This is a genomic window from Umezawaea sp. Da 62-37, from assembly GCF_032460545.1.
In the GTDB taxonomy this organism is placed as follows: domain Bacteria; phylum Actinomycetota; class Actinomycetes; order Mycobacteriales; family Pseudonocardiaceae; genus Umezawaea.
The window spans coordinates 10,618,096-10,644,949 of record NZ_CP135965.1 but is presented as its reverse complement, the minus strand read 5'-3'; the positions used below and the strand labels follow the sequence as shown (position 1 = coordinate 10,644,949).

Annotated in this window: 20 protein-coding genes; 6 read left to right on the top strand and 14 right to left on the bottom strand. The window is 73.7% G+C overall.

The window, feature by feature from the left end; translation table 11 throughout:
* The 3 genes from RM788_RS47870 to RM788_RS47860 are packed head-to-tail and all read left to right on the top strand — an operon-like array spanning window position 1 to window position 3,181.
* Window positions 1-822 (top strand): carbohydrate ABC transporter permease, encoded by an 822-nt coding sequence (locus tag RM788_RS47870; protein WP_315927844.1) that lies wholly within the window; start codon window positions 1-3, stop codon window positions 820-822.
* Window positions 819-2,177: a GH1 family beta-glucosidase gene (locus tag RM788_RS47865; RefSeq protein ID WP_315927842.1), complete on the top strand. Its 1,359-nt coding sequence runs from the start codon at window positions 819-821 to the stop codon at window positions 2,175-2,177. Before RM788_RS47870 ends, RM788_RS47865 begins: the two co-directional genes overlap by 4 nt.
* 2 nt (window positions 2,178-2,179) lie before the next feature.
* Window positions 2,180-3,181, top strand: coding sequence for a LacI family DNA-binding transcriptional regulator (locus tag RM788_RS47860; protein WP_315927840.1), 1,002 nt, complete (start codon window positions 2,180-2,182; stop codon window positions 3,179-3,181).
* A gap of 39 nt (window positions 3,182-3,220) precedes the next feature.
* Here RM788_RS47860 and RM788_RS47855 read toward each other — a convergent pair whose 3' ends face one another.
* The 3 genes from RM788_RS47855 to RM788_RS47845 form a co-directional block, all read right to left on the bottom strand.
* Entirely contained in the window at window positions 3,221-5,020 is a 1,800-nt protein-coding gene (locus tag RM788_RS47855) for a DUF2264 domain-containing protein (RefSeq protein WP_315927838.1), read from the bottom strand.
* On the bottom strand, window positions 5,017-6,027 hold the full coding sequence (locus RM788_RS47850; protein ID WP_315927837.1) for a hydroxyacid dehydrogenase: 1,011 nt from the start codon (window positions 6,025-6,027) through the stop codon (window positions 5,017-5,019). The genes RM788_RS47855 and RM788_RS47850 overlap by 4 nt, the downstream gene beginning before the upstream one ends.
* Window positions 6,028-6,119: 92 nt before the next feature.
* Window positions 6,120-7,187 carry a substrate-binding domain-containing protein gene (locus tag RM788_RS47845; RefSeq protein ID WP_315927835.1) on the bottom strand — a complete coding sequence of 356 codons (1,068 nt, stop codon included), beginning with the start codon at window positions 7,185-7,187 and terminating at the stop codon, window positions 6,120-6,122.
* Window positions 7,188-7,390: 203 nt separating this feature from the next.
* Here RM788_RS47845 and RM788_RS47840 point away from each other — a divergent pair, with 203 nt between their 5' ends.
* Complete coding sequence (locus tag RM788_RS47840; RefSeq protein ID WP_315927833.1) at window positions 7,391-8,608, top strand: cytochrome P450; 1,218 nt, start codon at window positions 7,391-7,393, stop codon at window positions 8,606-8,608.
* Between the two features lie 37 nt (window positions 8,609-8,645).
* Here RM788_RS47840 and RM788_RS47835 read toward each other — a convergent pair whose 3' ends face one another.
* The 11 genes from RM788_RS47835 to RM788_RS47785 form a co-directional block, all read right to left on the bottom strand.
* Window positions 8,646-9,626 (bottom strand): methyltransferase, encoded by a 981-nt coding sequence (locus RM788_RS47835; protein ID WP_315927830.1) that lies wholly within the window; start codon window positions 9,624-9,626, stop codon window positions 8,646-8,648.
* 109 nt (window positions 9,627-9,735) lie between these two features.
* The gene (locus RM788_RS47830; RefSeq protein WP_315927828.1) at window positions 9,736-11,379 is read right to left on the bottom strand and encodes a PucR family transcriptional regulator; all 1,644 of its coding nucleotides are present in this window, start codon (window positions 11,377-11,379) and stop codon (window positions 9,736-9,738) included.
* A gap of 102 nt (window positions 11,380-11,481) precedes the next feature.
* The gene (locus RM788_RS47825; RefSeq protein WP_315927826.1) at window positions 11,482-12,354 is read right to left on the bottom strand and encodes a GNAT family N-acetyltransferase; all 873 of its coding nucleotides are present in this window, start codon (window positions 12,352-12,354) and stop codon (window positions 11,482-11,484) included.
* Window positions 12,355-12,418: 64 nt separating this feature from the next.
* On the bottom strand, window positions 12,419-15,718 hold the full coding sequence (locus tag RM788_RS47820) for a serine hydrolase (RefSeq protein WP_315927824.1): 3,300 nt from the start codon (window positions 15,716-15,718) through the stop codon (window positions 12,419-12,421).
* The gene (locus RM788_RS47815) at window positions 15,715-16,461 is read right to left on the bottom strand and encodes an ABC transporter ATP-binding protein (RefSeq protein ID WP_399342346.1); all 747 of its coding nucleotides are present in this window, start codon (window positions 16,459-16,461) and stop codon (window positions 15,715-15,717) included. The genes RM788_RS47820 and RM788_RS47815 overlap by 4 nt, the downstream gene beginning before the upstream one ends.
* Complete coding sequence (locus RM788_RS47810; protein ID WP_315927822.1) at window positions 16,458-18,398, bottom strand: dipeptide/oligopeptide/nickel ABC transporter permease/ATP-binding protein; 1,941 nt, start codon at window positions 18,396-18,398, stop codon at window positions 16,458-16,460. The genes RM788_RS47815 and RM788_RS47810 overlap by 4 nt, the downstream gene beginning before the upstream one ends.
* Before the next feature lie 3 nt (window positions 18,399-18,401).
* Window positions 18,402-19,415, bottom strand: coding sequence for an ABC transporter permease (locus tag RM788_RS47805; RefSeq protein ID WP_315927820.1), 1,014 nt, complete (start codon window positions 19,413-19,415; stop codon window positions 18,402-18,404).
* A 15-nt stretch (window positions 19,416-19,430) separates the two neighbouring features.
* A complete protein-coding gene (locus tag RM788_RS47800) occupies window positions 19,431-21,029 on the bottom strand; it encodes an ABC transporter substrate-binding protein (RefSeq protein WP_315927818.1) in 1,599 nt (532 codons plus the stop codon).
* 52 nt (window positions 21,030-21,081) lie between these two features.
* Window positions 21,082-22,470: a serine hydrolase domain-containing protein gene (locus RM788_RS47795; protein ID WP_315927816.1), complete on the bottom strand. Its 1,389-nt coding sequence runs from the start codon at window positions 22,468-22,470 to the stop codon at window positions 21,082-21,084.
* A 122-nt stretch (window positions 22,471-22,592) separates the two neighbouring features.
* Entirely contained in the window at window positions 22,593-23,171 is a 579-nt protein-coding gene (locus RM788_RS47790; RefSeq protein WP_315934923.1) for a hypothetical protein, read from the bottom strand.
* A gap of 171 nt (window positions 23,172-23,342) precedes the next feature.
* Window positions 23,343-24,785 (bottom strand): PepSY-associated TM helix domain-containing protein, encoded by a 1,443-nt coding sequence (locus tag RM788_RS47785; protein ID WP_315927814.1) that lies wholly within the window; start codon window positions 24,783-24,785, stop codon window positions 23,343-23,345.
* A 138-nt stretch (window positions 24,786-24,923) separates the two neighbouring features.
* Here RM788_RS47785 and RM788_RS47780 point away from each other — a divergent pair, with 138 nt between their 5' ends.
* Window positions 24,924-25,940, top strand: a complete 1,017-nt coding sequence (locus tag RM788_RS47780; protein ID WP_315927812.1) for an ADP-ribosylglycohydrolase family protein — start codon at window positions 24,924-24,926, stop codon at window positions 25,938-25,940.
* 129 nt (window positions 25,941-26,069) lie between these two features.
* Window positions 26,070-26,816, top strand: a complete 747-nt coding sequence (locus RM788_RS47775; protein ID WP_315927810.1) for an alpha/beta hydrolase family protein — start codon at window positions 26,070-26,072, stop codon at window positions 26,814-26,816.
* Window positions 26,817-26,854 lie beyond the last annotated feature (38 nt).

Genomic DNA, 26,854 nt, shown 5'->3' with positions numbered 1-26,854 from the left:
GTGCGCAGGTCCCAACCGCTGCTCCACCTCACCCTGCTCGCGGCGATCGCGCTGTCGGCGTTCCCGCTCTACTGGCTGTTCGTGGTGGCCACCAGGACGAACGACGTCGTCGGCGACTGGCCGCCGCCCCTGGTGCCCGGCGGGAACCTCGGCGACAACGTGTCGCGGCTGTTCTCGACCGAGGACGCGCACTTCCTGCTGGGCCTGGTGAACTCGGCGTTCGCGTCGGTCACCGTGACGATGGCGGTGGTGTTCTTCAGCTCCCTGGCCGGTTTCGCGTTCGCCAAGCTGAAGTTCCGCGGCCGCAACGGCCTGCTGCTGGTCATCCTGGGCACCATGATGATCCCCGTGCAGATGGGCATCATCCCGCTGTACATGATCATGGTGGAACTGGGCTGGCAGAACAGGATGCAGGCGGTCATCGTGCCGTCCCTGGTGTCCGCGTTCGGGGTGTTCCTGATGCGCCAGTACGCCGAGCGGGCCATCCCGGACGAGCTGATCGAGGCCGCGAAGGTCGACGGCTGCTCGACGTTCCGGATCTTCTGGACCATCGTGCTGCCCGCCCTGCGACCGGGCGCGGCGGTGCTCGGCCTGTTCACGTTCATGGGGACGTGGAACGAGTTCCTGTGGCCGCTGGCCGTGCTGGAGTCGGACAACCCGACGGTGCAGTTCTCGCTGAGCCAGCTCTCCACGACCTACTACACCGACTACACGCTGATGTTCGCCGGGGCGCTGGTCGCCACGGTCCCCCTGCTGCTGGTGTTCATCGCGTTCGGCAGGCAGATCATCGGCGGCATCATGGAAGGCGCGGTCAAGGCGTGAAGCCGGGATTCGTTTGGGGGGCGGCCACGTCCTCGTACCAGATCGAGGGCGCGGTCACCGAGGACGGCCGCGGCCCGTCCATCTGGGACACCTTCGCCGCCACCCCCGGCAAGGTGGACAACGGCGACACCGGCGAGGTCGCCGCCGACCACTACCACCGCTACCGCGAGGACGTGGCCCTGATGGCCGACCTCGGCCTTGGCGCGTACCGGTTCTCGGTCGCCTGGCCCAGGGTGCAGCCGCTCGGTTCCGGCGCGGTGGACCAGCGCGGCCTCGACTTCTACCGCGGGCTGGTGGACTCCCTGCTGGAGCACGGGATCGAGCCGTGGCCGACGCTCTACCACTGGGACCTGCCGCAGCCGCTGGAGGACGCGGGCGGCTGGCCGGAGCGCGACACCGCCCTGCGGTTCGCCGACTACGCCGCCGTCGTGCACGACGCCCTCGCCGACCGGGTCACCCACTGGACCACGCTCAACGAGCCGTGGTGCTCGGCGTTCCTCGGCTACGCCACCGGACGGCACGCCCCCGGCCGCCGCGAGCCCGCCGCGGCCGTGCGCGCCGCCCACCACCTGCTGCTGGGCCACGGCCTGGCCACGCGGGCGATGGGCGGTGCGGGGGTGGGCATCACGCTCAACCTCACCCACGTGTCACCGCGGGAGGACTCGGAGGCCGACCTGGACGCGGCCCGCCGGATCGACGGGATGCAGAACCGGCTCTTCCTGGACCCGCTGCTGCGCGGCTCCTACCCCGCCGACGTCCTGGCCGACCTGGACGGCACCACGTCGTTCGACCACGTCCTGCCGGGCGACCTGGAGACCATCGCCCACCCGCTCGCCTTCCTCGGCGTCAACTACTACTCCCCCGCGCTGGTCGCGGGCGGTGTCGAGGACCGGCCGTCGGCCTACGTCGGCTCGCCGCGCGTGGAGTTCCCCGACGGCGGGCGGCCGCGGACGTCCATCGGGTGGGAGATCGACGCGGACGGGCTGCTCGGGCTCCTGCTCCGGCTGCGCGACGACTACCGGGCGGTGCCGCTCCACATCACCGAGAACGGGGCCGCGTTCGACGACGCGCCGCACGACACGGCCAGGATCGCCTACCTCGCCGACCACCTGCGGGCGTGCGGCGAGGCGATCGACCTCGGCGTCCCCCTCGAGGGCTACTTCGCCTGGTCGCTGCTGGACAACTTCGAGTGGTCCTTCGGCTACGCGCAGCGCTTCGGGCTGGTGCACGTCGACTACGCCACGCAGCGCCGCACGCCCAAGGACAGCGCACGCTGGTACGCGGACGTGATCGCCCGCGGCGGGCCGCTTGGTAGTCTCCAGCGAGCAGACGACCACACGTGGGAGCGGTCCTGAAGATGAGCAGCCGGCCGCCGACCCTCGACGAGGTGGCGCAGCGCGCGGGCGTGTCCACGGGAACCGCGTCCCGCGTCATCAACAACGCCCAGCACGTCAGCAAGAAGGCCAAGCAGGCGGTGGAGCGGGCCGTCGAGGAGCTCGGCTACGTCCCGAACGTGGCGGGCCGGTCGCTGGCCAGCCAACGGCGGGGCGCGGTCGTGCTCGCGATCTCCAGCGACGACCCCGCGCTGTTCGCGAACCTGTTCTTCGCCGAGGTGATCACCGGCGTCAACGCCGTCATCGAGGAGACCGACCTCCAGCTGATGCTGGTGCTCGCCGCCTCCGAACGCGGCCGCGACCGGCTCGCGCGGATACTCCAGGCCCGCAGCGCGGACGGCGTGATGCTGCTGGCCCTGCGGGAGAACGACCCGCTGTCCAAGCTGGCCGACGAGAGCGGCGTGCCCGTGGTGCACGGCGGGCGGTCGCTCGACCGGACGCCCCAGTGGTACGTGGACGCGGACAACCGCGGCGGAGCCCGGCAGGCGGTGGAGCACCTGATCGGCATCGGCAGGCAGCGGATCGCCACCATCACCGGCCAGCTCGACCTGCACGTGGGCGCGAACCGCTACCTCGGCTACCGCGAGGCGCTGGCGCTGGCGGGGCTGGGCGACGCGCGGGTGGCGCACGGCGACTTCGGCGAGGCCAGCGGCGTGGCGGGCATGAACCGGCTGCTCGACGAGCACCCGGACCTGGACGCCGTGTTCGTCGCGTCCGACGCGATGGCCGCCGGGGCGCTGACCGTGCTGCGCGACCGGGGCAGGGCCGTGCCCGAGGACATCGCGGTCGTGGGGTTCAACGACGTCGTGACGGCGCAGCACACCCAGCCGCGCCTCACCACGGTGCACCAGCCGATAGAGGCACTGGGACGCGAGATGACCCGGATGCTGGTGCGGCTGATCAACGGCGAACAGCCGACCCCGCTGATCCTGCCCACGGAACTGGTCATCCGCGACTCGGCCTGACGCGCCGGGACTCCACCCCTGCCCCGTCGACCGGACCGCTCATCCACGATCCGGCCCCACATGCCGGACCTCCACGGGTTCGAACGCGACCGTCGTCCGCGATCCGTCCGCCCAGTCGACCTCGATCCCGGTCCCGGCCGCGCGGGCGGTCGGGCGCTCGGTGATCGGGGTGAGCGAGGCCAGGGCCGCGTAGACCGCCGTGCCGTGCGCCAGCCCGGTCAGCCGGGGTACGCGGGCGTCGTCGAGGAACGCGGTGGAGGTCGTGACCTCGTCCTGGGCTTCCCACCCGTGCAACGGCACCAGCGCGGACGTCCCGGCGGCCCACCCCGTCTGCTCCACCGTCGCGCCGTGGGGCGCGCCCACCACGCGGTGGACGCGCAGCTCGGCCGTTCCGACGCCGACGGTGACGCTCTCCACCAGCAGCCCCGGCACGGCGGGCCTGCCGGGGAGGAACGCGGGGCGGTGCCACGACGCGGCCCAGCCCCAGCCGTCGCCGTGGTCCGCGCCAAGGGGGTGGATGCGGCGGCGGGCGCTGCGTTCGCCGTCGACCACGACGGCGAAGTGGTTGTCCGCCGCGGTGGAACCCGGTCCGGTGCGCGTCGAGTAGGCGAACCTGCCGTAGTGCGGGTCGTCGTCGGCCGCCGACTCCCCGTCGTGCGGGCCGACGTGGTCGCTGCCGTGGTTGTGCAGCCGGACCACGCCGTTCGCGGACTGGACCAGGAAACCGGGCGCGGACACGGAGAACACCCGGTCCGGCCCCTCACTGGGCGCGGTCTCCTCGGTCGCGGTCCACAGCGGGTGGTCGGCGGGCGCGAGCAGGCACACGAACGCCTTGGACGCCCAGTACGGCGAGGCGGGGCCGGAGTAGGGCTGGAGCACCGGTTCGCGCGGACCGTGCCAGCCGAGGGTGAGCAGGCCGTCCCGGTCGACCGCGCCCCGGTCGAGGAAGTAGCGCAGCGAGCCGCTGAGCAGCCGTCGGGACACGCCCGGCGCGAGCGGGGTGTGGCCGGTGACCGCGCCCAGCCCCACGGCGGAGGCGGCGGCGAAGCGGTAGGTCAGCGACCGTCCGAAGTGGAGCGGAGCGCCGTCGCCGCCGAACAGCCGGGCGAAGCTCTCCAGGTGTTCGCGCAGCCGGTGGTCGTGCGACGTGCCCACGCCCGCGAGGTGGTTGTCCAGCACGGGGTACAGGTGCAGGGCCCAGCCGTTGTAGTGGTCGAACGCGCGGCCGTCGCCATCGCTGTACCAGCCCTGGCCTCGGTACCAGGTCTCCAACAGTTCCAGCGCGCGCGTCCGGGCACGGGCCGTCTCGGCGTCGCCGCGGCCGACCGACTCCAGGAAACCGGCCACGGTGAACGGGAACAGGTACCAGTTGTTCGGCCACGGCCGGTGCCGCAGCGCGCCTCGCAACCACTCCTCGGCGCGGTCGCGCACACCGTCGTCGAGCCGGTCCCACAGCCACGGCCTGGTCAGCCGAAGGCCGAGCGCCACCGAGGCCGACTCCACCATCGGCTGGCCGCCGTCGTGGATCTGCGGCCACCCCTCTTCGCCGCGATCCACGCCGGCGGCCAGCCCTTCCGCGTACCGGCTCAGCCAGTCGCGCGGGTCTCCGCCGCCCGCGACCCGGAACGCGGCGGCGAGGAACGTGCGGGCGTAACCCTCCAGGCCGTCGGACACGGCCCCGGCGGACGAGGGCCGCCCCGGCAGGTCGAGCCGTGCGCCGCGCGGGCTCGCCCAGCGCCACGCGGCGGCGAGCAGCCCGTCTGCGGTGGCCTCCCAGTGCGCGCGGGTGTACCCGGTGTGCGGGCTCAGGTCCCGGTCCTCGGGCGGCAGCGCGATCACGCGATCCGACCGAACAGCTCGTGGCGGACCGGGTTGGCGAAGCCCTGGCCGCGCGCCCACCTGTCGACCTCCGCGGTGGCGGCGTGCGCCAACCGGTGCCACTCGTTGCCCTGCGACCCCGCCAGGTGCGGGGTGATGAGGACGTTGGGGCTGTCCCACAGCGGGTGGTGGGGCGGCAGCACCTCCGGGTGGGTGACGTCCAGCACGGCCCGGACGCGGTTCTCGCGGACGGCGTCGGTCAGCGCCTCCTGGTCGACCACGGCGCCGCGGGCGGTGTTGAGCAGCACGGCGCCCGGCCGCATGGCGTCGATCAGGTCGCGGCCGACCAGGCCCCTGGTCTCCGGGAGCAGCGGGGCGTGGACGCTCACGAGGTCGCTGCGGGAGAACAGCATGGGCAGGCCGACGAGTTCCACACCGAGCGCGGCGGCTTCCTCGGGGGTGACGTACGGGTCGTGCAGCAGGACGTGGAAGTCGAAGGGGCGCAGCAGTTCCACGACCCGGCGGCCGATCGTCGACGCGGACAGGACGCCGATCGTGCGGCCGAAGTTGCCGATGGTCCTGGGGGTGCGCAGCCAGTCGTCGGCGCGGCGGACGGCGTGGTGGTGGCGGGCGCGTTCGAGCACGTGCTTGCCGCTCAGCAGGATCATCGCGACGGTGTACTCCGCGACCGGGAGCGCGTTGGCCGCGGCGGCGGACGACACCTCGACGCCGCGGTCCCAGCACGCCTGCGTCACCTGGTCGCGCACCGAGCCGCCGGTGTGCACGACCGCGCGCAGCCGAGGGGCCCCGGCCAGCACGGTCTCCGTGAGGCGGGGGCAGCCCCACCCGGTGACCAGCACCTCGACCTCGGCCAGCACGGCGCGGGCGTGGTCGGTGGTGAAGTCGTCGAGCACCGGTGGTGGTACGAGGTCGCAGACCTCGCCGAGCGCGCGCAGGGTGTCCGCGTCGAACACGGCGTCGGCCGAGTCGGTCCACATGGCGAGGGCCGCACGGGGTCGACCGGGCATCGGTGGCCTCCTGGGAGTCAGGGCGGGATACCGAAATTCTGATCGATTGAGCACTACCAGGTCAATAGCTCGCTCAAAAGAAACCAAAGCGGTCAAACACTCATTGTCGAGCCGCGCACCGTCAGCTCCGGTGACAGCTCCACCCGCCGCGTGCCCGTGCCGCCCGCCAACCGGCGCAGCAGCAACTCGGCCGCCACCCGGCCGACCTCGGCCTTCGGCGGGGCGACGGCGGTCAGCGGCGGGCTGCCCAGCCCGGCCACCACGTCGTCGTACGCCACGACCGAGCAGTCCTCCGGCACCCGGATCCCGTGCTCGACCAGGTTCTGGACCAGCATCAGCGCTTCCACGTCGCCGTGCAGCAGCACACCGGTGATCCCCCGATCGCGCACCTGCTCCGCGAAGTCGGCCACCGGCTCCGCGCCGGGACCCGGCCCGGCGTCCGGCGCGCTGAGCACCACTCCCCAGTCCTCGACCTCCGGCCGCGCCTCCACGATCCCCGCGAACGCCGCCCGCAGCGCCCGCGCCGTCGGGCTGTCGTCCCGCGCGGCCAGCAGGATCCGCCGGTGGCCCAACGACAACAGGTGCTCCACGGCCAGTTGCGCGCCGTACCAGTGGTCCGAGCACACCGAGTCCACCGCGTGCAGCGCGCTCCCCCGCCGCGGCCGCCGTTCCACCAGCACCGTCGGCACCCCCGCCCGCGCCAGCCAGGCGTAGTCCGCCTCCTCCGCCTCCGCCGACCGCCAGCGCGGGGCGATGAGCAGACCCCGCGCGCCGTCCGCCAGGATCCGGTCCACGATCGGCCGCTCGGCTCCCACGACCTGCGGCGCGATGTGCAGCGCCACCCGCAGTCCGGCCTCCTCCAGCACCTCCCGCGCGCCGTGCACCGCCTCGTACAGGTAGGTGTGCCGCTCGGGGACCACCAGCGCCACGGCGCCCTCCCCCGAGGCAGGCGGCGCCGCCTTGGGATCGACGGGCGCCACCGGGCGCACGACGCCGTGCCCGCGCCGGACCTGCCCCGCCTGGGCGAGTTCCTCGACGTCGCGGCGCACCGTGACGACCGAGACCTCCAGCTCGGCGGCCAGATCGGTCACCCGGACCGGGCCGCGCGCCCCCACGACGCCGAGGATCCGCCTGCGTCGGACATCAGTGGGCTCTCGCATGGTGATGTGCCCCGTTGTTCGTTTGATCGGTTTTCGAAGAGCATAACGATCGCGGAGGCCACCGGCAGATCGAGGCACCGGAACCGGTGCCGGAGCCCGGAAAGATCAACATTTGACCCTTTCGGTGGTCGACACGGGCGGGCGGGCGGGTACTGGATGGAGGGTGCGAATCCGCTTCCCGAACCACCTGGAGGACCGAGCGCATGTCCGCTCCCGCCGTACCGGTACCCGTCTGCGACGTGTTCTCGCCCGAGGCCATGGCCGATCCCCTGGCACTGCTGCGCCGGACCCGTACCGAAAGCCCGGTCAGCTGGCTGACCGGACTGGACTCCTACCTGTTGACCCGCAACGCCGACGTCGTGGCGGCGCTGCGCGACCCGAAGCTGATCGGGGGCAACCTGACGCAGGGCGTCGACCGGCTCAGCCCCGACGAGGTCGCCGAGCTGCGGCCGCTGCGGGAGTCGATCGAACGCTGGATGGGGCACACGAACGAGACCGACCACGTGCGGTTCCAGCAGCTGCTCAAGCGGTACTTCACACCCGCGATGGTGAACGGCCTGCGCCCGCGCGTGCGGGAGCTGACCACCGAGCTGCTGGACGCCGTGGAGGCGAACGGCCGGATGGACGTGGTCGCCGACCTCGCGTACCCGTTGCCCGCCAACGTGATCGCCGAGATGCTGGGCATGCCGACCAGTGACCGCGAGCAGCTCCAGGCGTGGTCGCGGGACATCAGCGCGGTGTTCACCATCGCCGATGTCGACGACCTGCGCGCGGGTCAGCGCAGCGTCCTGGAGATGCAGGACTACCTGCGCCCCCTGCTGGCCGACCGCCGCGCCGACCCGCGCGAGGACCTGCTCAGCATGTTCGCCGACGCCGAGGCCCGCGGGGTCGTGACGGAGGACGAGGCGCTGGCGAACTGCGTGCTGCTGCTGTTCGCGGGCCACGAGACCACCGCCGGGCTGATCTCGAACGGCCTGGTGCTGCTGCTGGAGAACCCCGACCAGCTGGCGCTGCTGCGCGAACGGCCCGACCTCACGCCGGGCGCGGTCGAGGAGATGCTGCGCATGGACGGCCCGGCGGGCGTGATCTCCAGGGTGGCGACGGAGGAGGTCGACCTGGCGGGCCACCGGTTCCAGGCCGGTGACCGCTTCTACCTCGCCATGAACGCGGGCAACCGCGACCCGGAGGTGTTCGCCGACCCCGAGCGCTTCGACGTGACCCGCAAGCCCAACCGACACACGGCGTTCGGCATGGGCTCGTTCTACTGCCTGGGCGCGGCGCTGGCGCGGGTCGAGGCGGACGAGTGCTTCCGCCTGCTGCTGGACCGGCTGCCGAACCTGCGCGCCGCCTACGAGCGGCCGCCGTGGCGGAACGTGGTGCCGCTCAACCACCGCCTGGACACGTTGCCGGTGGAGTTCTGATCCCCGCCCGGCGCCCCGGTGGCGGGGCGCCGGGCCGTCAGCCTGCGCGGAACTCCAGCGCCGTCCGCCCGTCGGCCACCGGGCCCGAGGCGCGCAGCGCGAGGCCGCAGCCCGCGGCCAGGTCGACCAGCTCGTCGGCCGATCGCTCCCGGCCGTTGAAGCACATCAGCATGAACAGGTCCATCGCCGTGTCGGAGCCCTGTCCCCGGACCGCCTCGATCACCACGACGGTGCCGTGCGGCGCGGCGGCCCGAGCGCACCCGGTGAGGATCGCGCGGGCGTGGTCGTCGTCCCAGTCGTGCAGGATGTCGGACAGCAGGTAGGCGTCGGCCCCCGCGGGCAGGGGGTCGAAGAAGCTGCCGGGCACCGCGCCCGCCCGGTCGCCGAGTCCGGCCTCCGCGAACCGCTCGACGGCGGCGGCTGCCGACGGGGCCAGGTCCAGGACCCGGCCGCGCACGCCGGGGTGGGCGCGCAGGATCGCCGCGAGCACGGTCCCCTCGCCGCCGCCGACGTCGAGGACGTCGGGGAAGCGGCTCCAGTCGAAGCGCTCGGCGATCTGCGGTGCCTGCGTCCGGAACCGCCACCGCATCTGGGCGTCGAACGAGCGCCGCAGCTCCGGCTCGGCGTCGAGGTCCTCCCAGAACTCCCGCCCGTACCGGTGCGCGTACGCGGTGGCGCCCCCGGTGACCGTCTCGAGCAGTTCGACGTGGGCGAGGTCGGCACGGCCGCCCGCGCGGTTGATGTCGAGCAGGGGCTTGATCCCCTCCGGGGCGTCCTCGGCCATCTGGGCGCCGAGGTCCGTCGGCCGGTAGCGGTCGGAGTCCCGCTCGAACACGCCGACCGCGACCAGGTGGTCGAGCAGGCAGCGCAGCGCGGGCGCGGAGGTCCCGGTGTCGGCGGCGAGCCGTTCCGCCGTCGCCCCGGTGGTGCCCGCGCGTTCCACGAGGCCGAGCGTCGCGGCCACCCGGATGGCCATCGGGGTGGCGAGGTCGGCCATGGCGCGGAGTGAACGTCCCATGCCACTGAACCTAGTGCGGTGACCGCTGCCCTTGCCGGGTTTCGCGTGTCTTGGGGTGATCCGCCCCGAGACGCGCGGAACCCGGTGGGGATCGCGGTCACCGCACTGGTCAGCCGTCGGTCGGCGGTTCCAGGGTCGAGCCGACGCGGACCACGCGGAGCTGCACCATCGCGGCGAAGCGCTGGTCGGGGTCGGTGAGGTCGACGCGGCCGATCTCGGCGACCCGGCGGAGCCGGTAGCGGAAGGTGTTCTGGTGCACGAAAACCGACTCGGCGGCCGCCACGACGTCCCCGAAGGCGTCGAGCCAGGCCCGCAGGGTCTCGACCAGGCAGCCGTTGTGCCTGCCGTCGTAGGCGATCAGCCGGGCCAGCGCGCCGGTCGGCTCGTCGCCGCGGGCCGCGGCGAGGTCCCGCAGTTCGACGACCAGCGCCTCGCCCTGGAGTTCGTCGAGGCTGCCGATCCGCCGGTGGGCGGGTCCTTCGCGCAGCACCCGCAGGACCCGGTCGACGCAGGAGCGGCTGTGGGCGACACCGGGGAGGCTGAGCGCGGCCGGTCCGACGGCGGCGACCGCGGGGAGCCGGTCGCCGACGCGGTCCAGGAAGTCCTGGAGGGTCCGCTCCGCGCGCGTCCCCGCCTTGTCGCCGGTCAACGGGAGCAGGCCGTACACGACGTCGCCGATCGCCGCGGCGGCCGACCGCGGGTGGATGGCGGCCAGGTGCAGGGCGAACGCGTCGCCCAGGCGCTGCCGGTCGTGGACGGCGGCCGCGCTGCCCTGGTCGTCGCGATCCCGCAGCGCCACGCCCAGCACCAGCAGCGACCGGCTGGCGAGCCCGAGCCGTTCCAGGGCCTCTCCCGCGCCCGCGCCCCCTTCCAGCGCGGAGCCGAGCAGGTCCGCCCGGACCCGCCGCTGCACGTCGGCGCCGGCGCGGAAGCGGAGCAGGTGCAGCGCCACGAGCTTGGCCGATTCCCGCAGCGCCTCGGTGCGCTCCGCGCTGAGCACGCCGGGGACCGCCGCCCAGATCGAGCCGAGCACCTCGTCCCCCGCGCGCACGGCGATCGCGACGCGCGGCAGCGTGGCCCCGCCCCTGCCGTCGGGGATGGGGCCGATGACGACGGGCTGGTCGCCGCGGAACAGCTCCCGGAAGATCCCGCGCTCGTGGAGGATCCGGGACAGCCACTCGGGCACCTGGCGGCCCAGGATGGTCTCGACCCTCGACTGGTCGGCCTCGTCCTGGCGGCCGGAGAAGGCCAGGATCCGGGAGTCGCGGTCCTCGATGGTGATCGGGGCGTCGAGCAGCGACGCGATGGCGTTGGCGACGGCGAACAGATCGCCCGCGGGGAGACCGCCGAGCGATTCCGCCTGGTCCACGCGGACGTCGCCGTCGGCGAGGACGGAGCGGAGCATCTCGCTCAGATGGCTCCACGGCGCGCCCCTGCTCAGCCCGAGCACGGCCACCGCCGCCTCGTCCGCCGCGGCGCGCACCTCGTCGGTGAGCGGGACCGGTGCCCGCAGGACAAGAGCCGCCGCGTGCTGGCGCCCCAGCGAGCGCAGCAGCGCGGCGACCTGGTCGGGGGCCTCGACCCCGACGCCGAGCACGAGCGCGTGCGGCGACAGCACCGGCTGGTCGAGCGGGTCGTGGATGACGACGCCGCTGATGTCCCCCGGCCGGTCCAGGTCGCCGTGCACGAGGTCGAGCAGGGTCGCGCCCAGGTTGTCGACGACCCGCCCCAGGCTCCCGCGGGCGTGCTGCATGGATCAACGGTAGGGCGGCGCCGATCGGCCCGCTAGTCGGATCGCACCGGATCGACCACCCGACTTCGCCGGATCCGACCAGCCACGACCGGCCCCGGCCCGTCACGGCTCCCGGCGCACGACGTACCAGCCCGCCCGGTCGAAGCCGTCGATCCGGCCGCCGCGCTCGACCAGGCCGATCAGCGCGTCGCGCACGGCGAGCCGCCAGCGCCCGGCCAGCACGGGATCGGCACCGCGGAGGCCCTCGACGTCCCGCGGCACGGCGACCAGCGAGGTCACCCCGTCGAGCGCGCCGGGCACCGGGCCTCCGTCCTCGCCCACGCCCAGCGCCACCACCGCGCCCGCCGCCAGCTCGTCCGCGGCGACGGCGCCCGCGGTGTCCCCGGTGCTGGCGCGGACGACGACCGGGTCCCGCAGCCGCCAGAGCACCAGGAGCCGGTCGGAGTCCTGGTCGCCGTTGATGGCGTCGATCATCGGGCCGTAGAAGTTCGTGAGGTACTCCGCGGGCCGCGCGCCCAGCTTCACCAGGTTGAAGTAGGCGTTGCGCGCCACCAGCGGGTCGAACGTCCAGGCGATCTCGGACAGGTCGCGCTCCAGCGCCCACGCCCGCTGGTGCAGCTTGAGCGCGAACCCGACGCTGCGGCCGGCGGCGGACGCCGAGACGCCCGCGATGTGGCTGTGCAGCGCGTCGCCCGCCGGGGCGTGGACGAAACCCACGCAGGCGCCGACCAGGCGGTCGTCCTCGAACGCGCCCGCCACGTAGTTGCCCGCCTTGGTGAAGGCGCGCAGCAGCTCGATCGTCACCGGCGGGTTCGCGGCGCGCCCCCAGATGGTGGCGAACAGGCCCACCACCTGGTTCAGCTCGTCGAGGTGCGCGAGATCGCGGACCGAGACACCCGCGGCCCGCGCCGCGGCGGCCGCGGCCAGCACGGCGTGGTCCAGCTCCGGCCGCACAGCCGCGTTCAGATCGGTCACGACGTTCAACGCCCCTCAGTTCCTCGTCGAAGTGGTGGTCGGCCGCGGCGGGCCGCACCGCGGGTCAGGACACCCGAGGTGTCGCGCGCGCCCCGAAGTGCAGGTACCGCTCGCCGGTCGGCAGCTCGTAGAACGTCACCGGCGCCCACGTCTCCGCCTCCGGCGGCTTGACCGCGAACAGCGCCGGGCCCGCCGGGACCAGCGGGTGCTCCTCGACCGGGTTCGGCACGAGCGAGGCGAGCGGACCGGTGATCGTCGTGCGCAGGAGCGGGCCGCCGGGGCCGTCCTCGACCTCCATCCGGACGCCGGACCGCTCGTAGACCCCGACGTACGGCGCCGCGTCGACCTCCACGGGTTCCCGCGGCGGCGCGAACGGCCGGGGCATCGCGATGTCGGCGACCTCGGCGAAGACCTCCCGGTACAGGTCTTCGTAGAGGTCGCGGGTGTGGCCGCCGTTGGTGAGCAGCGCGACGGCGAGCCCCTGCTCGGGCAGCACCCGGAGGAACGCCGCCTGGCCGAGGGTGTTGCCGTCGTGGCCGAACAACCGGTGCCCGTCCCAGCCGAACCGGATCCAGCCGAGCCCCCACGAGTCGCCGAGGACGAGCTTGTCCGGCAGGTCCGCCTGGTGCGAGGCCATGGCGGCGACGCTCTCCGCGCTGAGCACCTCGGCGCCGTCGGCCGCGACGCCCCCGAGCAGGTGCATGCGCGCGAACGCGAGCACGTCGGCGACCGTCGAGGTGACCAGCCCGGCGGGGCCGATCGAGCGGGGCAGCCCCCACGCGGGCGCCGGGACCAGCTCGCCGTCGCGCTCGTCGTGGCCGACCGCGGCGGCGAACAGCAGCGCCTCCTCCGGCAGCGTCACGGTGTGCGCGAGCCCGAGCGGGGTGAACAGCCGGTCGCGCAGCGCCTGGTCCCAGGTCCGGCCGGTGATCTTCTCGATCACCCTGCCCAGCAGCGAGTACCCCGAGTTGCAGTAGGACCAGGTCGCGCCGACCGGGTGGTTCTGCCCGGCCTCGCCGAGGACGTCGACGTAGCGCTCCAGGCAGTCGTCGCCGCGGCCGGTGTCGGTGAACACGTCGCCGTCGACACCGCTGGTGTGGTTGAGCAGGTGCCGCGTCGTGACGGACTTGGTGATCCCGTCGTCGGCGAGCCGCAGTTCCGGCAGCACGTCGACCACGGGGGTGTCGAGGTCGAGCTTGCCCTCGTCGACCAGCGCCATCACCACGGTCGCCGTCCACACCTTGGTGATCGAGCCGATCTGGAACAGCGAGTCGGTGCCGACCGGCGCGCCGGTGCGGACGTGCAGCACGCCGTGCGCGGCCTCGACCAGCTCGTCGGCCGACTCGCCCGTCCCGAGGCGCAGGATGCCGAGTTGCGCGCCGGGCACGTTGTGGCGCTCGGCGAGCCCGGCGAGCCGCCGCTGCCAGTGGGCGGCGTCGATCGGGGCCCGTCCGGAGCGGGTGGTGTGCTGCTCCAGCCAATCGAGCACCCGGTGGTTGAAGTCGAGCCGCTGCGACGGCGGGCCGAGCAGGATGAACACGTGCGAGGCGTCCGGGTAGACGACCAGCCGGGTCGCGACGCCCTGCTCGCGCAGCGCGGTGTGCCACTGCTGGGCCTGGCCGACGGGGCACGTGAGGTCGTCCGCGCCGTGGATCAGCAGGGTCGGCGTGCGGACGTCGGTGACGCGGGTGAGCGGTGACATGGCCGCGTAGCGCTCTGGCTGCTGCCACGGGGCGCCCTCCAGCTCGTAGGCGCTGAGGAAGTGGCTGTCGTCGCTGGTGCCGCCCATGCTCACCAGGTCGCTGACCGTGCCGCCCGCGACGGCGGCGGCGAACCGGTCGTCGTGGCCGGTCAGCCAGCACGTCATGAACCCGCCGTAACTGTAGCCCGCGACCGCGAGCCGCTCCGGGTCGGCGAACCCCTCGGCGACCAGCTCGTCCAGCGGTTCCAGGAAGTCGGCGGCGTCCGCGACACCCCACGCGCCGCGGACGCCGTCGTAGAAGGCCTCCCCGTACCCGTCGCTGCCGCGCGGGTTGACCAGCAGCACCGCCCAGCCGCGGGCGACCAGCTCCTGGTGGTAGAGGTGGATCTCGTCCGCGGCGCCGTTCCACGCGTTGTGCGGGCCGCCGTGCACGTCCAGCAGCACCGGGCGGGGGCCGCGGTGCGCCGGGTCGTGCATGAGCCAGGCCTGCACGGCGGTGCCGTCGGAGATGGTGAACGACCGCTCCTCGCGGGGGTAGGAGTCCACATCGGACAGCGCGGAGCCGTGGTCGGTGAGCACGGTCCCGGCGTCGGTCCCCAGGTCGACGACCGCGATCTCGCCGAACGACGCGGGCGTGGCGAGCGCGACCGCCGCGAGGCCGCCGGAGATCGACAGCCCGGAGACGACCCGGCCCGCTCCGTCGAGGACCGGGCGGGCGCCGGTGCCGTCGACCGCGACCGACCACAGGTGCGTGCAGCCACGGTCGCGCAGGCAGAACCACACCCGGCCGTCGTGCTCGTGCGGCAGGCCGCCGGGATAGGCGGTGGCACCGGGCATCACGTTGCGGTCGAGGGCGGCGGACAGGTCGGTGACCTCGCCGCCGCCGACGTCCACGCGGTGCAGGTGGGCGTGCGCGACCGGGTCGCCCGCCCAGCCGACCACGAGCAGCGCCGTCCCGTCGGCGCTCCAGCCCGCGGTGGAGGCCACGCCGTCGGCGAAGGCGACCACGCGCGGCCGGGCGTGCGGCCCGTCCACCTCCAGCAGGTGCACGGGGGTGCGGTGGCGCAGGTCGCTGTCGGCGCCGGTCGGACGGGTGAACGCGAGGGTGGTGCCGTCCGGCGACCAGGCCGGGGCGCCCGCGCCGTGCGGTCCGTCGGTGAGCTGCCGGAGTTCGCGGGTGGCGGCGTCGAGCAGGTGCACCTGCGTGCGGACCCGGCCGTGCATCCCCCGGCCGTCCGCCTGGTAGTCCAGGCCGTCGGAGACCATCGGTCCCCGCGCGCCGCCAGCGGGGTCGACCGGCGCGGTGAAGGCGAGCCGACGACCGTCCGGGCTCCAGCGCGGCGCGCCCGCCCCGAGCGCCAGGTCGGTCAGCCGCTCGGGCTCGCCGCCCAGGACGTCGACGACGGCGACCTGGCCGTCGCGGAGGAAGGCCAGCCGGGTGCCGTCCGGGGACCACGCGGGAGCCGCGTCGCCCGGACCGGCCGTGAGGCGCCGGGGCGCGCCGCCGCCGGTCGCGACCAGCCACAGCTCGTCGAGGTACCGGTCCCCGGCGACGTCCGGGGTGCGGAGCGCGTAGGCGACCAGGGCGCCGTCCGGCGACAGCGCGGGCTGCGACGGGACCACGAGGTCGGTGAGGTCCTCGACGCGCATCCGACGGGTCATCGCTGGCTCCTTGGCGTGGTTCGTCCGGGCACGGCGGCGAGCAGTTCGCGGGTGTACTCGTGACCGGGCTCGGTGAGCACCCGCGCGGCGGGTCCCTGCTCGACGATCCGGCCGTGCCGCATGACGGCGACGTGCGAGGCGACGTAGCGGACCACCGCGAGGTTGTGGGAGATGAACAGGATCGTGAGGCCCAGCTCGCGCTGGAGCTCGCGGACCAGGTTGAGCACCGCCCCCTGGACCGAGACGTCCAGCGCGGAGGTGATCTCGTCCGCGATGACCACCCGCGGCTTGGCGGCGAGGGCGCGCGCGAACGCGACCCGCTGCCGTTGGCCGCCGGAGAGCCGCGACGGGACGCTGCCCGCGCAGACCGGGTCGAGGTGCACCAGTTCCAGCAGCCGCTCGACCTCCGCCCGCCGCGCGGCGCGCCCGCCACCGGGCGGCATCGCCTCGGCCACGCTGTCGCCGACGGTCATCCGCGGGTCGAGCGAGGAGTACGGGTCCTGGAACACCATCTGCAACGGGCGCGGTCTGCCGCGGGTCGGCACCGGCGCGCCGCCGAGGGTGATCCGGCCGCCGGACAGCGGGGCCAGGCCCACGGCGGCCCTGGCCAGGGTGGACTTGCCGGAGCCGGACTCGCCGACGAGGCCGACGACCTCGCCCTCCGGCACGGTCAGGCTGACCCCGTCGACGGCCGTGGTGCGGCCGTACCGGACGGTGACGTCGTCGAACCGCAGCTCGCTCACAGGGACTCCACCTTCTCCACCAGGTCGCCGGTCGTCAGGACGGGCGGCAGCGGCTCGCCCGCGTGCCAGCACGCGACCCGGTGGCGCCCGTGTCCGGCCACCAGCGGCGGGTCCTCGGCCCGGCACCGGGCGTCGGCGAGCGGGCACCGGTCGGCGTAGGCGCAGCCGACGGGCGCGTCGGCCGGGCTGACCGGGCGGCCGGGGATCGTCGTGAGCGGCCTGGTCAGGTCGGTGGCCATGTCGGGCACCGCCTCGACCAGCGCGCGGGTGTAGGGGTGCAGGGCGGCGGTGGCCAGGTCGGAGGCGGGCAGGTCCTCGACGACCCGGCCCGCGTACATCACCAGCACCCGGTCGCAGACCTCCCCGACCACGGTGACGTCGTGGCTGATCAGCACCAGCGCCACGTCGTCGGCCTCGCGGATCGCGCTGAGCAGGTCGAGCACCTGCTGCTGCACGGTGACGTCGAGCGCGGTGGTGGGCTCGTCGGCGACGATCAGCGCGGGCGCGCCCATCAGCCCCATGCCGATCATCGCCCGCTGGCGCATCCCGCCCGAGAACTCGTGGGGGTACTGCCGGACGCGGGCGCCCGCGTCGGGGATGCGGACGGCGCCCAGCCGGTCCACCGCGCGGGTCATCGCCTCGCGGCGGGTCATCCCCTGGTGGTGGGTGGCGACCTCGGCCAGCTGGGCCCCGATCCGGCGGGTGGGGTTGAACGAGGTCATCGGGTCCTGGAACACCATGGCCAGCGAGGTGCCCAGCAGCTTGCGGCGGACGGCGGTGTCCGGCGCCAGCAGGTCGTTGCCGAGCAGGTCGAGCCGCGAGGCGTCGACACGGGCGTGGTCGGCGACCAGCCGGGTGATCGCCAGCGCGGTCATGGACTTGCCGGACCCCGACTCGCCGACGATGCCGACCGCCTCGCCGCGGCGGACCTCGAAGGAGACGCCGCGGACCACCCGCACCGGACCGGACGGGCCGGGGAAGGTGACCTCCAGGTCGCGGACGTCGAGCACCACGTCGGACGAGGACGCCGTGACCTCCTCGTCGTCGTGGGCCGCGGTCTCCGGGACGGCGGCGGGAACGGCGCGGGTCGTGGCCACCGTGCGCAGACCGACGCCGATGGAGACGCCGAGTCCTTTCGCGACGGACTCGCCGAAGAGGTTGAACGCCAGGCCCGCCAGCAGCACGGCCGCGCCGGGGGTCAGCGCGGCGGCCGCGTTCACGTAGATGGCGGCGATGCCGTCGTAGAGCAGGCGGCCCCAGTCGTAGGTGGGCGACTGGACGCCCAGCCCCAGGAAGGACAGCCCCGCGAACGACAGCAGCGCGTTGCCCGCGCCGATGGTGGCGTTGACGACCAGCGGTTCGGAGATGTTCGGCAGCACGTGGCGGAACAGGATCCGGACCCGTCCGACACCGGCCATCCGGGCGGCCGCGATGTAGTCGCGCGCCGCGACCCCGGCCACCAGGGTCTGGGTGAGGCGGGCGAACGCCGGGGCGCCGGAGAGGCCGATGGCCAGCACCGCGCCGGTCGCGCCCGCGCCGAACACGACCGCGAAGAACAGCGCCAGCAGGATTCCGGGGAACGCGACGGCGATGTTGACCCCGGCGGCCACCAGCCTGCCCGCGCGCCTGCCGAGCACGAACGGCGCCGTGCCGAGCAGCAGCCCCACCACGACCGCGAGCACGATCGCGAGCAGCGCGAGCACCATCGACAGCCTGCACGCGACCAGGACCCGCAGCAGGATGTCCCGGCCGAGGTTGTCCGTCCCCGCCCAGTGCTCGCCCGACGGCTGCGCCAGGATGTTGTTCGTGTCGACGACGTCGGCGCCGCTGCCCCACAGGACCGGGCCGAGGCACGCCAGGGCGAAGACCGCGACGACGAGCACGGTCGCCGTGAGCCCCAGCGGGGTGCGGACGACCCGCGACCAGCGTCCTTGCATCCCTCAGTCCTCCCGGATCTTCGAGCGCGGGTCGAGCACGGCCAGCGCGACGTCCACGACGAGGTTGGTGATCAGCACGCCGACGCCGTACACGAGGACGATCGCCTGCACGACCGGGTAGTCCTTGGTGAGGATGGATTGCACGATCGTGCTGCCCAGGCCGGGCCAGGCGAACACGTTCTCGACCAGGACGGTGCCCGCCACCATCGCGCCCAGCAGGAGCCCGCCCAGCGTCAGCGCCGCGGTGACGGCGTTCGGCAGCGCGTGTCCCAGGTAGACGGTCCTGGCCGGGAGCCGCTTGGCGCGGGCGGTGCGGACGAAGTCCGCCTCCAGCACGCCGACCATCTCGACGCGCACGATCCTGGCGAGGATCGCCGCGGGCCCGACCGCCAGCGAGAACACCGGCAGCACGTACGCCGCCGCGGTCTCGTCGCCCGCCACCGGCAGCCACCCGAGGCGGATGCCGAACACGTAGATCAGCGCGACCCCGATCAGGAAGTCCGGCACCGTCGCCACGAACACGCTGGTCGTGGTGAACGCCAGCTCCGTGCGCCTGCCGTGGCCGCGCCGGGTCAGCACGCCCATGAGGACGCCCAGCGGGATCGCCACGACCACCGAGCCCAGGAAGGCGAGCACCGCCAACGACAACGTGGCGGGCAGCCGCTGCGCGACGACGTCGGAGACCGGCAGCTGCGACGCGATCGACGTGCCGAGGTCGCCGGTGAGGAGACCCTTCAGGTAGTGCAGGTACTGGGTCGGGATCGGGTCGTTCAACCCCAGCGCCTGCCTGCGCGCCTCGACCAGCTCCACCGGCGCGGTGGGGCCGAGCGCGCCCCGGACCGGGTCGCCGGGGATGAGGTGGATCATGGCGAAGGACGCCGTCACCAGCACCCAGAGCGAGACCAGCAGCCGCCCCAGGCGCCGCACCCCGAACCGCACCCACGGCTGGGCCGGGGGTTTCGGCCCTTCCCTGCCAGTGGTCGGGTTCGGGGCCGCCGCCGTCGCGCTCACCGCCATGTCCACCGTCCTCCGCTACTTCGCCAGCACGCGGATGCTGGTCGGGATCAGCAGGCCGGGGGTCTGGAACTCCGCGCCCTTGCCGAACGTCCGCGCCGACTTGCTCGCGAACGGCACGATGTCGGCGTTGGCGATCAGACCGGACTCCGCGGCGAGCCAGTCGGCGCACCCGGCGACACCGGGGATCGCCATGGCCGCCGTGACGGCCTTGTCGTAGTCCGGGTTGGCGATCGCGGCGAAGTTGGTCCCCGCGGGGGCGGGCGGACCGGACAGGAACGGCACGAGCTGGTCGGGGCTGCTGACGTTCAGCGAGACCCAGCTGACGTCCCAGTCGCCCGCGCCGAAGATGGTGCTGGTCAACGTGGTCTCGTCCTGGCTGCGCGCGGTGGCGTCGACGCCGACCGCCTTCCACTGCTGCACGGCCAGCTCGGCCGCCGCGTCGCCCGCGCTGCCGTTGTTGTTCTGGTACAGGAAGACCAGCGACAGCGGCTTGCCGTCCTTGGCGCGCTTGCCGTCGGCGCCCGCCTTCCACCCCGCCTCGTCGAGCAGGGCGGCCGCCGCCTTGGCGTCGAACGCGGGCAGCGCCTTGGACACCGAGTCACCGGTGCAGGCCACCGGCTCGTTCGAGGCCAGCGTGGTCGCCGCGCCGCCCTGGTCGGAGGTGAGGACCTTCCGCAACTGGGCGAGGTCGAGCGCCTGGGTCAACGCCTTGCGCACCTTCACGTCGCTGGTCACCCGGCCCTCGGCGTGGTTGTACCACTGCTCCCCCACCAGCGCCGGGGTCTCGGTGGAGTACAGCCCGGACTTCGCGAGCCGGTCGGCGTCCGGCCCGGACACCTGGGCGGCGTTCAGACCGCCGGACAGCAGCAGGTTCGCCGCGGTCGTCTCGTTCTGCACCACCTTGACCACGACCGTCTTCGGCAGCCCCTTGGTCGCCGTCGTCGCGCCGTCCGGGCCCCACTTGTAGCCGTCGCGGACCGTGTAGGTGTAGTGGTCGCCCGGCGCGGCCTCGGTGAGCTGGTACGGGCCGGTGCCCGCGGTCGCCGTCTTGAGCGAGGTGCGGTCGGCCAGTCCGCTGGGGCAGACCATCGGCAGGTTGGCCAGTCCGTTGAGGACGAACGGCGCGGGCTTGGCCAGGGTGACCGTCACCGTGCCCGCCGCGTCGTCGGCCACCGACTTGGCGCCCGCCGGGAAGAACGTGCCCGTGAAGGGGCTCTTGCTGGCCGGGTCGGTGATGAAGTCGAGGTTGCGGGCCACGTCGGAGGCGGTCATCCTGGCGCCGTCGGAACAGGTGATGTCGGCGTTCAGCGTCAGCGTGATCGTGGTGTCCTTGACGTCCCACGACTTCGCGAGCCCCGACTTGATCTCACCCGTCTTGCCGTCGACGCTGACCAGCGGGTCGTAGGCGAACTGGGAGACGGTGAACAGCGTGGTGCCCGCCCCCATCTGCGGATCGAGGTTGCCGGGATCCGACGACATCGCGAGGGTGAACGTGCCCCCGTCGACGTACGAGGCCTCCCCGCCGCCGCCCGCCGAGCCACCCCCGCAACCCGCGAGCGCGGCGGCGACCAGGGAGAGGGACAGGCCGCAGGCGGCCGTTGTGGTCCGCTTCATGGCGGTTCCATTCCGTGCGTTGTTCCGACGGGGGCGTTGGGGTGGGAGGACTTCAGGCGCCCGCGCGGCGCACGGCGCGGCCGAGGTGCAGGTACAGGGCGTGGCCGGTGCCGTCGTCGCCGAGGAAGGCGTGCGGCATGTGCATCCCGCGGTCGGCCTCGATCGGGATCAGCATGTCCTCGCGGTAATGGACGAGTTCGCTCCGCTCGACCTTGCCGCCCATCTCCACGTAGGCGCCCTTCGGGATCTGGTCGATCCAGATCCGGTGGTCGGCGTCCTGGCTGACGGTGAGGTCGAAGACCTCCGCGGAGTAGGTGCCCAGGAACCGCTCGGCGTCGATCCGCTCGGGTTCGGCGGGCGGGACGGGCGGGGAGGGCAGCGCGACGTCGGTCAGTTCGGCGAGGACGTGGCCCGCGACGTCGTGGAAGAGCGCCGCGGCGTCGCCGCCGTTGGTCAGCAGCGCGACGACCACGCCCGCCTCGGGCACGATCCGCAGGAAGGCGGCCTGTCCGATCGTGTTGCCGTCGTGGCCGATGATCGTCCCGTCCGGCGTGTCGAACCGCTCGAACCCGAGCCCCCACGACGTGCCCATGAGGCCGAGGTCGGGCAGGTCCACCTCGCGCTCGTGCATCCGGGCGGCGGTGCCCGGCGCGAGCACCTGGGTGCCGTCGGCGGCCCGACCGTCCTCGATGTGCATCCGGGCGAAGGCGACCAGGTCGCGCGGTCGCATCGCCAGCATCGCCCCGGCCGGGGCGTTCGACCGCGACATGGCCCAGATCGGGGCGGGCACGTACTCCCCGCCGGACTCCGCCTGGATGTGGCCCATCGCGGCGCGGAACACGATCGCCTCGTACGGGCCGGTCGCCGCGTGGGTGAGCCCGAGCCGCGTGATGAGGTGCTCGCGCAGGCACACGTCGTACGGCTTCCCGCGCAGCACCTCGACGAGCCTGCCGAGGACGCAGAAACCGGCGTTGTTGTAGGAGAACCGCTCGCCGGGCGGGAACAGCTGGGACACCCCGCCCAGCGTGGCGACGTACTTCTCCAGGCAGTCGTCGCCGATCCCGGTGTCGGTGAAGATGTCGCCCTCGAACCCGGCGGTGTGGTTCAGCAGCTGCCGCACGGTGATCCGCGCGGCCGCCGCCTCGTCCGCCACGCGGAACTCCGGCAGGTGCGCGCGGACCGGCCCGTCCAGGTCCACCAGGCCCTCGTCGACCAGCTGCATCACCAGCGTGCCGGTCCAGAGCTTGGTGACGGACCCGATCTGGAACACCGAGTCGGCCGTGGCCTCCACCCCGGTCGCCTTGCTCAGCAGGCCGGCGGCGCCATCGACCACCTGGCCGCCCTGCAGCACGGCCCACGCCGCACCCGGAACGTCGTGCTCGCGCAACAGCGACGGAAACCGCTCGTCGAGCCAGCCGTGAACATCGTGCAGGTCGCTCATGCGAGATGATGCTAGGAACGAAGTGGACGGATGTGTTCGTCGTCGGCGACAACTTGACGACCGCGACTTGGTCGTCCGCGCCATGTCCTCCCGATCGGCCGCCTACCCCCGTCCGGGAGCGGTCACAGGCACGGCGGCCGGTAGCCGTGCACGCGCAGGCCGCGGAACTCGACGTCGTTGGCGGTCTTGCCGACGAAGACGAGCCCGCGGGCCTCGCGGATCGCGGAGTCGAAGGAGTACGCGGGCGTGCCCAGCTCCGGGAGCGCGGTCCACGCCTCCGGCTCGAAGCTGTAGAACCTCGTCACCGTGCGCCCACCGGTGGCCGGGACGGGCGCGAGCCACTTGTCCCCTCCGCTCCAGTGCGACGCGGGCCGCAGCTGCACGTACAGGTCGCTGGTGGCGCTGTAGGTCAGCCAGAAGCCCGCCGACCGCGAGAGATCGGCCTGCGCCTCGAACCGGTTGCCCAGCCAGACGACGGCGACGTGCCACTCGGCGTTGAGGAACGACACCTTCGCCGCGTACTCGACGCCCTGGCCGTGTTCGCGGCGCACGGGCGTGAGCAGGCTGCCCGTCGCGGGCACGGTGGCGCCCTCGCCGCTGGCCAGCCACTGCTGGAAGCGGTCGACCGACGGGGTCCGGCACTCGCCGCCGCGGGAGTACCCGCCGTCCTCCCGCCGCGCCTGCGCGAGGCCCGGCGCCACCGCGACGCACAGGACCAGGGCCAGTACTCCCGCGACGAGCTTCCGCACGCTCACTCCCCCGATGTCGATGGCCGCGTGTCCCGACCGCCTCCGACATCATGGTCAGCCGAACGTGGTCCAGTCCAATAGTGGCCACGATCGGACCAACCGCCGCGGCGGGCAGGGTCCCGCTCAGCCGACGCCGACCCCCTCCGACGGCTTGGTGCGCGAGCGGACCAGGCCGATCACGCCGTCGAGGACCAGGAAGGCCAGCAGGCTGATCCCCAGCAACGGGATCGCCAGGCCGATCGCGATCAGCACCAGCGGCGCGGGGATCACGAACCACAGCGGCAGCCGCTGCCACGCCCCCCGCTTCGGCGCCGTGCCGAGCGGCGCCCGGCGGTCGGCGCGGGTCGGGCGGCGCTGCCACCACATCCGGTAGCCGAGCACGATCATCGTCAGGATCGCCGCCGCCAGCAGGAAGAGCACGGCCTGGTTGACCACGCCGAACAGCACGCCCATGTGCGCCTGGACGCCCAGCGACGACAGCTTCGCCATGAACGGGCGGTCAGACCAGTCGGAGCGGGCGGTCACCGTCGAGGTCGAGGCGTCGACCGCGACCTGGTCGAGGCGGGTCGGCCAGGTGTTGTCCGCCTGCGCCGCCGACCACGCGGTCCCCGGCGCGGCGGGCGCGGTGATCACCAGCGGTCCGTCGAGCCCCGCGCCCCGTGCCGTGCCGAGCACCCGGTCGAAGGCGGGCGCGTCCACCCGTGCGGTCGTCGTGCCCGTCGTGCCACCGTGCTCCGCGTGCTCACCCGAGCCGCTGGCGGCCGCCCCGCCGCCCGGCAACGCGGTGTCGAGCACCGGCGCCTTGGCGTCGAGCGCCGTCAGCGCCGCGGTGAAGTTCTCCCCCGCGTACGTCGACCAGGTCAACCCGGTGGCCGACAGGAACAGGGCGCCGAGCAGGACCCACACGCCGATGCTCGCGTGCCACGACCGGGTCTTGCGGACGCCCTTGGCGCCCTTCTCCGGCAGCACCAGCGCGCGGACCCGGCGCCGCGCGGACCGACGGCGGCCGAGCCACAGCGCCAAGCCCGCCAAGGACATCACCCACAGCCAACTGGCGGCCAGCTCCGAGTACAGGGTGCCGGGCACGCCGAGGTTCAGGTTGCTGTGCAGGTTGTCCAGCCAGGTGGTCGCGGGCGTCGACCCGAACCAGGTGGTCAGCTGCCCCCGCACCTGGGCGGTGTAGGGGTCGACGTAGACGGTCTTGGTGTACTCCTCGGCCAGTCCCGGCACCGCGAACACCACGCGGGTGGTGGCGTCGGGGTCGTCGGGGACCAGCACGCTGGTGACGGTCCCGTCCGGCAGGTCGGCCTGTGCCGCCGCGACCTGTTCGGTCAGCGGGCGCGGAACCCCTTCGGTCGAGGACACCGACAGGACGTCGCCGTAGAGCACGTCGTCGATCTGCGGCGACAACGAGAACAGCATTCCGGAGATGGCCGCGACCACCAGGAACGGGCCGACGAGCACGCCGGCGTAGAAGTGCAGCCTGCGCAGCAGCGGCACCACCGACAGGCGTTCCCGGCCAGTCTCCTGGTCGGTTCTGTCGGCCTCGAGAACGGGAGCGGACATGCGGCACCTCATGCGGGGAGCGGAGTGAACGTGACCCAGTAGTCGTCCGCCGTCCCCATTTGGTTCCCGAATGATCCGCCCGATCGCGCAGGGGTCGCGCCACACCGCGTGCGGCCGTTCGCAGTAGGGTCGCCCGTCATGGACCGGATCGCGGGATCGTTCTACGGACTGGCTTTCGGGGACGCCCTCGGCAAGCCCACGGAGTTCCTCACCGTCGAGGACATCGATCGGGTGTTCGGCCCCGACGGGCCCAACGACCTGTCCGGCGACCCGGCGCTCGTCACCGACGACACGCAGATGGCGCTCGCGGTGGCCTGGGCGCTGCACGACGCGGACCACCTCACCCCCGACGTCCTCGAACCCCTGCTGCGGCGGCGCTTCGTGGCCTGGGCGCACAGCCCGGAGAACAACCGCGCGCCGGGCATGACGTGCCTGCGCGCGTGCGGCGGACTCGCCGAGGGACTGCCCTGGGTGGAGGCGACCGTCACCGGCTCCAAGGGCTGCGGCGCCAACATGCGGGTCACCCCGGTCGGCCTGGTCCCGGACCTCGACCTCGACGTGCTCGCGGGCGTGTCACAACTCCAGGCCGCGATGACCCACGGCCACCCCACCGCGCTGGCCGCCTCGGAGCTGACCGCCTACGCCACCCGCCTGCTCGTCGACGGCATCAACCTCGCCGACGTGCCCGCCCTCCTGCTCGCGCGGTGCCACGAGCGGCGCACGGTCTACCTGGAGGACTGGCTGGGCGCGCTGTGGAAGACGCCGGGCGCCACGACGTCCACCGACTTCATCGCCCGCGGCTGGGACGAGTGCGTCGGTGTCCTGGAACGACTTGTGGCCGCACTCGCCGAACCCGACCACGGCACCGACGCCTGCCTGGCCACCGGCGCGGGCTGGATCGCCGAGGAAGCGCTGGCGACCGGCCTGTACTGCGCCGTCCGCCACGCCGACAACCCCGTCGACACCCTCGTGCGGGGCGCCCGCACCAGCGGCGACTCCGACTCCGTCGCCGCGCTGGCGGGCGCGTTCACCGGCGCCTCCCACGGCCTGTCCGCGTGGCCGTCGGAATGGGTCGAGCGCATCGAGTACGCGGACCAGCTGGCAGCGCTCACCTCCGGTGCGCCCCGACCGGGTACCGTCACCGCCGAACCGTGACGCGCTGGAGGAGGTGGGACCCGTGAACGCCGTACCGAATGGGTGCTCCCCATGCCGTGCACGGTCTGGCGACTGACGAGGGTGTCGCCGGGAGCGCCGTGACAAGGCGATCCCGAAAGGCAACACCCGATGCGCTTCACCACCACCGACACCTCCCCGGACGGCGTCGTCGAACGCGACTTCACCGTCGGGGACGTCCCCGGCGTCCTCTGGTCGCCCCCGACCCCGTCCGACCGCGCTCCCCTCGTGCTGATGGCGCACGGCGGCGGCCAGCACAAGCGGGCACCGGGAATCCTGGGCCGTGCCCGGCGTTTCGCGGCCGACTGCGGTTTCCACGTCGCCGCGCTCGACGCGCCCGGCCACGGCGACCGACCGCGGACGGCGGCGGACGAGCAGCACGTGGCCGCGCTGCGGCGGGCCCAGGCGGCGGGTGAGCCGATCGGCCCGGTCGTCGTGGGGCTCCACCTCGACCTGGCGGCGCGGGCCGTGCCGGAGTGGCGGGCGACCCTGGACGCGCTCCGCGACGTCACCGGGGGGCCGGTCGGCTTCTGGGGGATCATGCAGGGCACCGGGATCGGCGTGCCGCTGGTGGCGGCCGAGCCCCGGATCGCCGCGGCGGTCTTCGGCTGCCTCGGGCACGAGACCCTGACCGACGCGGCCGCGCGGATCACCGTCCCGGTCGAGTTCCTGCTCCAGTGGGACGACGAACTCGTCGCACGCCAGTCCGGCCTCGCGCTGTTCGACGCCTTCGCCTCGAAGGAGAAGACGTTGCACGCCAACGCGGGCGGGCACGCCGACGTGCCCCGGTTCGAGGTGGACAGCGCGGTCCGCTTCTTCACCCGCCACCTCGGCGGCGCGCTCCCGCCACCGGCCTGACCCGACGGGGTGGGCGGCGTCCTCCTCGGCGGACGCCG

Coding starts and splice junctions, on each gene's coding strand:
- RM788_RS47785 (WP_315927814.1), bottom strand. CDS start 24,785: ATGTCCGCTCCCGTTCTCGAGGCCGACAGAACCGACCAGGAGACTGGC.
- RM788_RS47860 (WP_315927840.1), top strand. CDS start 2,180: ATGAGCAGCCGGCCGCCGACCCTCGACGAGGTGGCGCAGCGCGCGGGC.
- RM788_RS47845 (WP_315927835.1), bottom strand. CDS start 7,187: ATGCGAGAGCCCACTGATGTCCGACGCAGGCGGATCCTCGGCGTCGTG.
- RM788_RS47835 (WP_315927830.1), bottom strand. CDS start 9,626: ATGGGACGTTCACTCCGCGCCATGGCCGACCTCGCCACCCCGATGGCC.
- RM788_RS47820 (WP_315927824.1), bottom strand. CDS start 15,718: ATGACCCGTCGGATGCGCGTCGAGGACCTCACCGACCTCGTGGTCCCG.
- RM788_RS47800 (WP_315927818.1), bottom strand. CDS start 21,029: ATGAAGCGGACCACAACGGCCGCCTGCGGCCTGTCCCTCTCCCTGGTC.
- RM788_RS47850 (WP_315927837.1), bottom strand. CDS start 6,027: ATGCCCGGTCGACCCCGTGCGGCCCTCGCCATGTGGACCGACTCGGCC.
- RM788_RS47840 (WP_315927833.1), top strand. CDS start 7,391: ATGTCCGCTCCCGCCGTACCGGTACCCGTCTGCGACGTGTTCTCGCCC.
- RM788_RS47805 (WP_315927820.1), bottom strand. CDS start 19,415: ATGGCGGTGAGCGCGACGGCGGCGGCCCCGAACCCGACCACTGGCAGG.
- RM788_RS47830 (WP_315927828.1), bottom strand. CDS start 11,379: ATGCAGCACGCCCGCGGGAGCCTGGGGCGGGTCGTCGACAACCTGGGC.
- RM788_RS47775 (WP_315927810.1), top strand. CDS start 26,070: ATGCGCTTCACCACCACCGACACCTCCCCGGACGGCGTCGTCGAACGC.
- RM788_RS47780 (WP_315927812.1), top strand. CDS start 24,924: ATGGACCGGATCGCGGGATCGTTCTACGGACTGGCTTTCGGGGACGCC.
- RM788_RS47810 (WP_315927822.1), bottom strand. CDS start 18,398: ATGCAAGGACGCTGGTCGCGGGTCGTCCGCACCCCGCTGGGGCTCACG.
- RM788_RS47795 (WP_315927816.1), bottom strand. CDS start 22,470: ATGAGCGACCTGCACGATGTTCACGGCTGGCTCGACGAGCGGTTTCCG.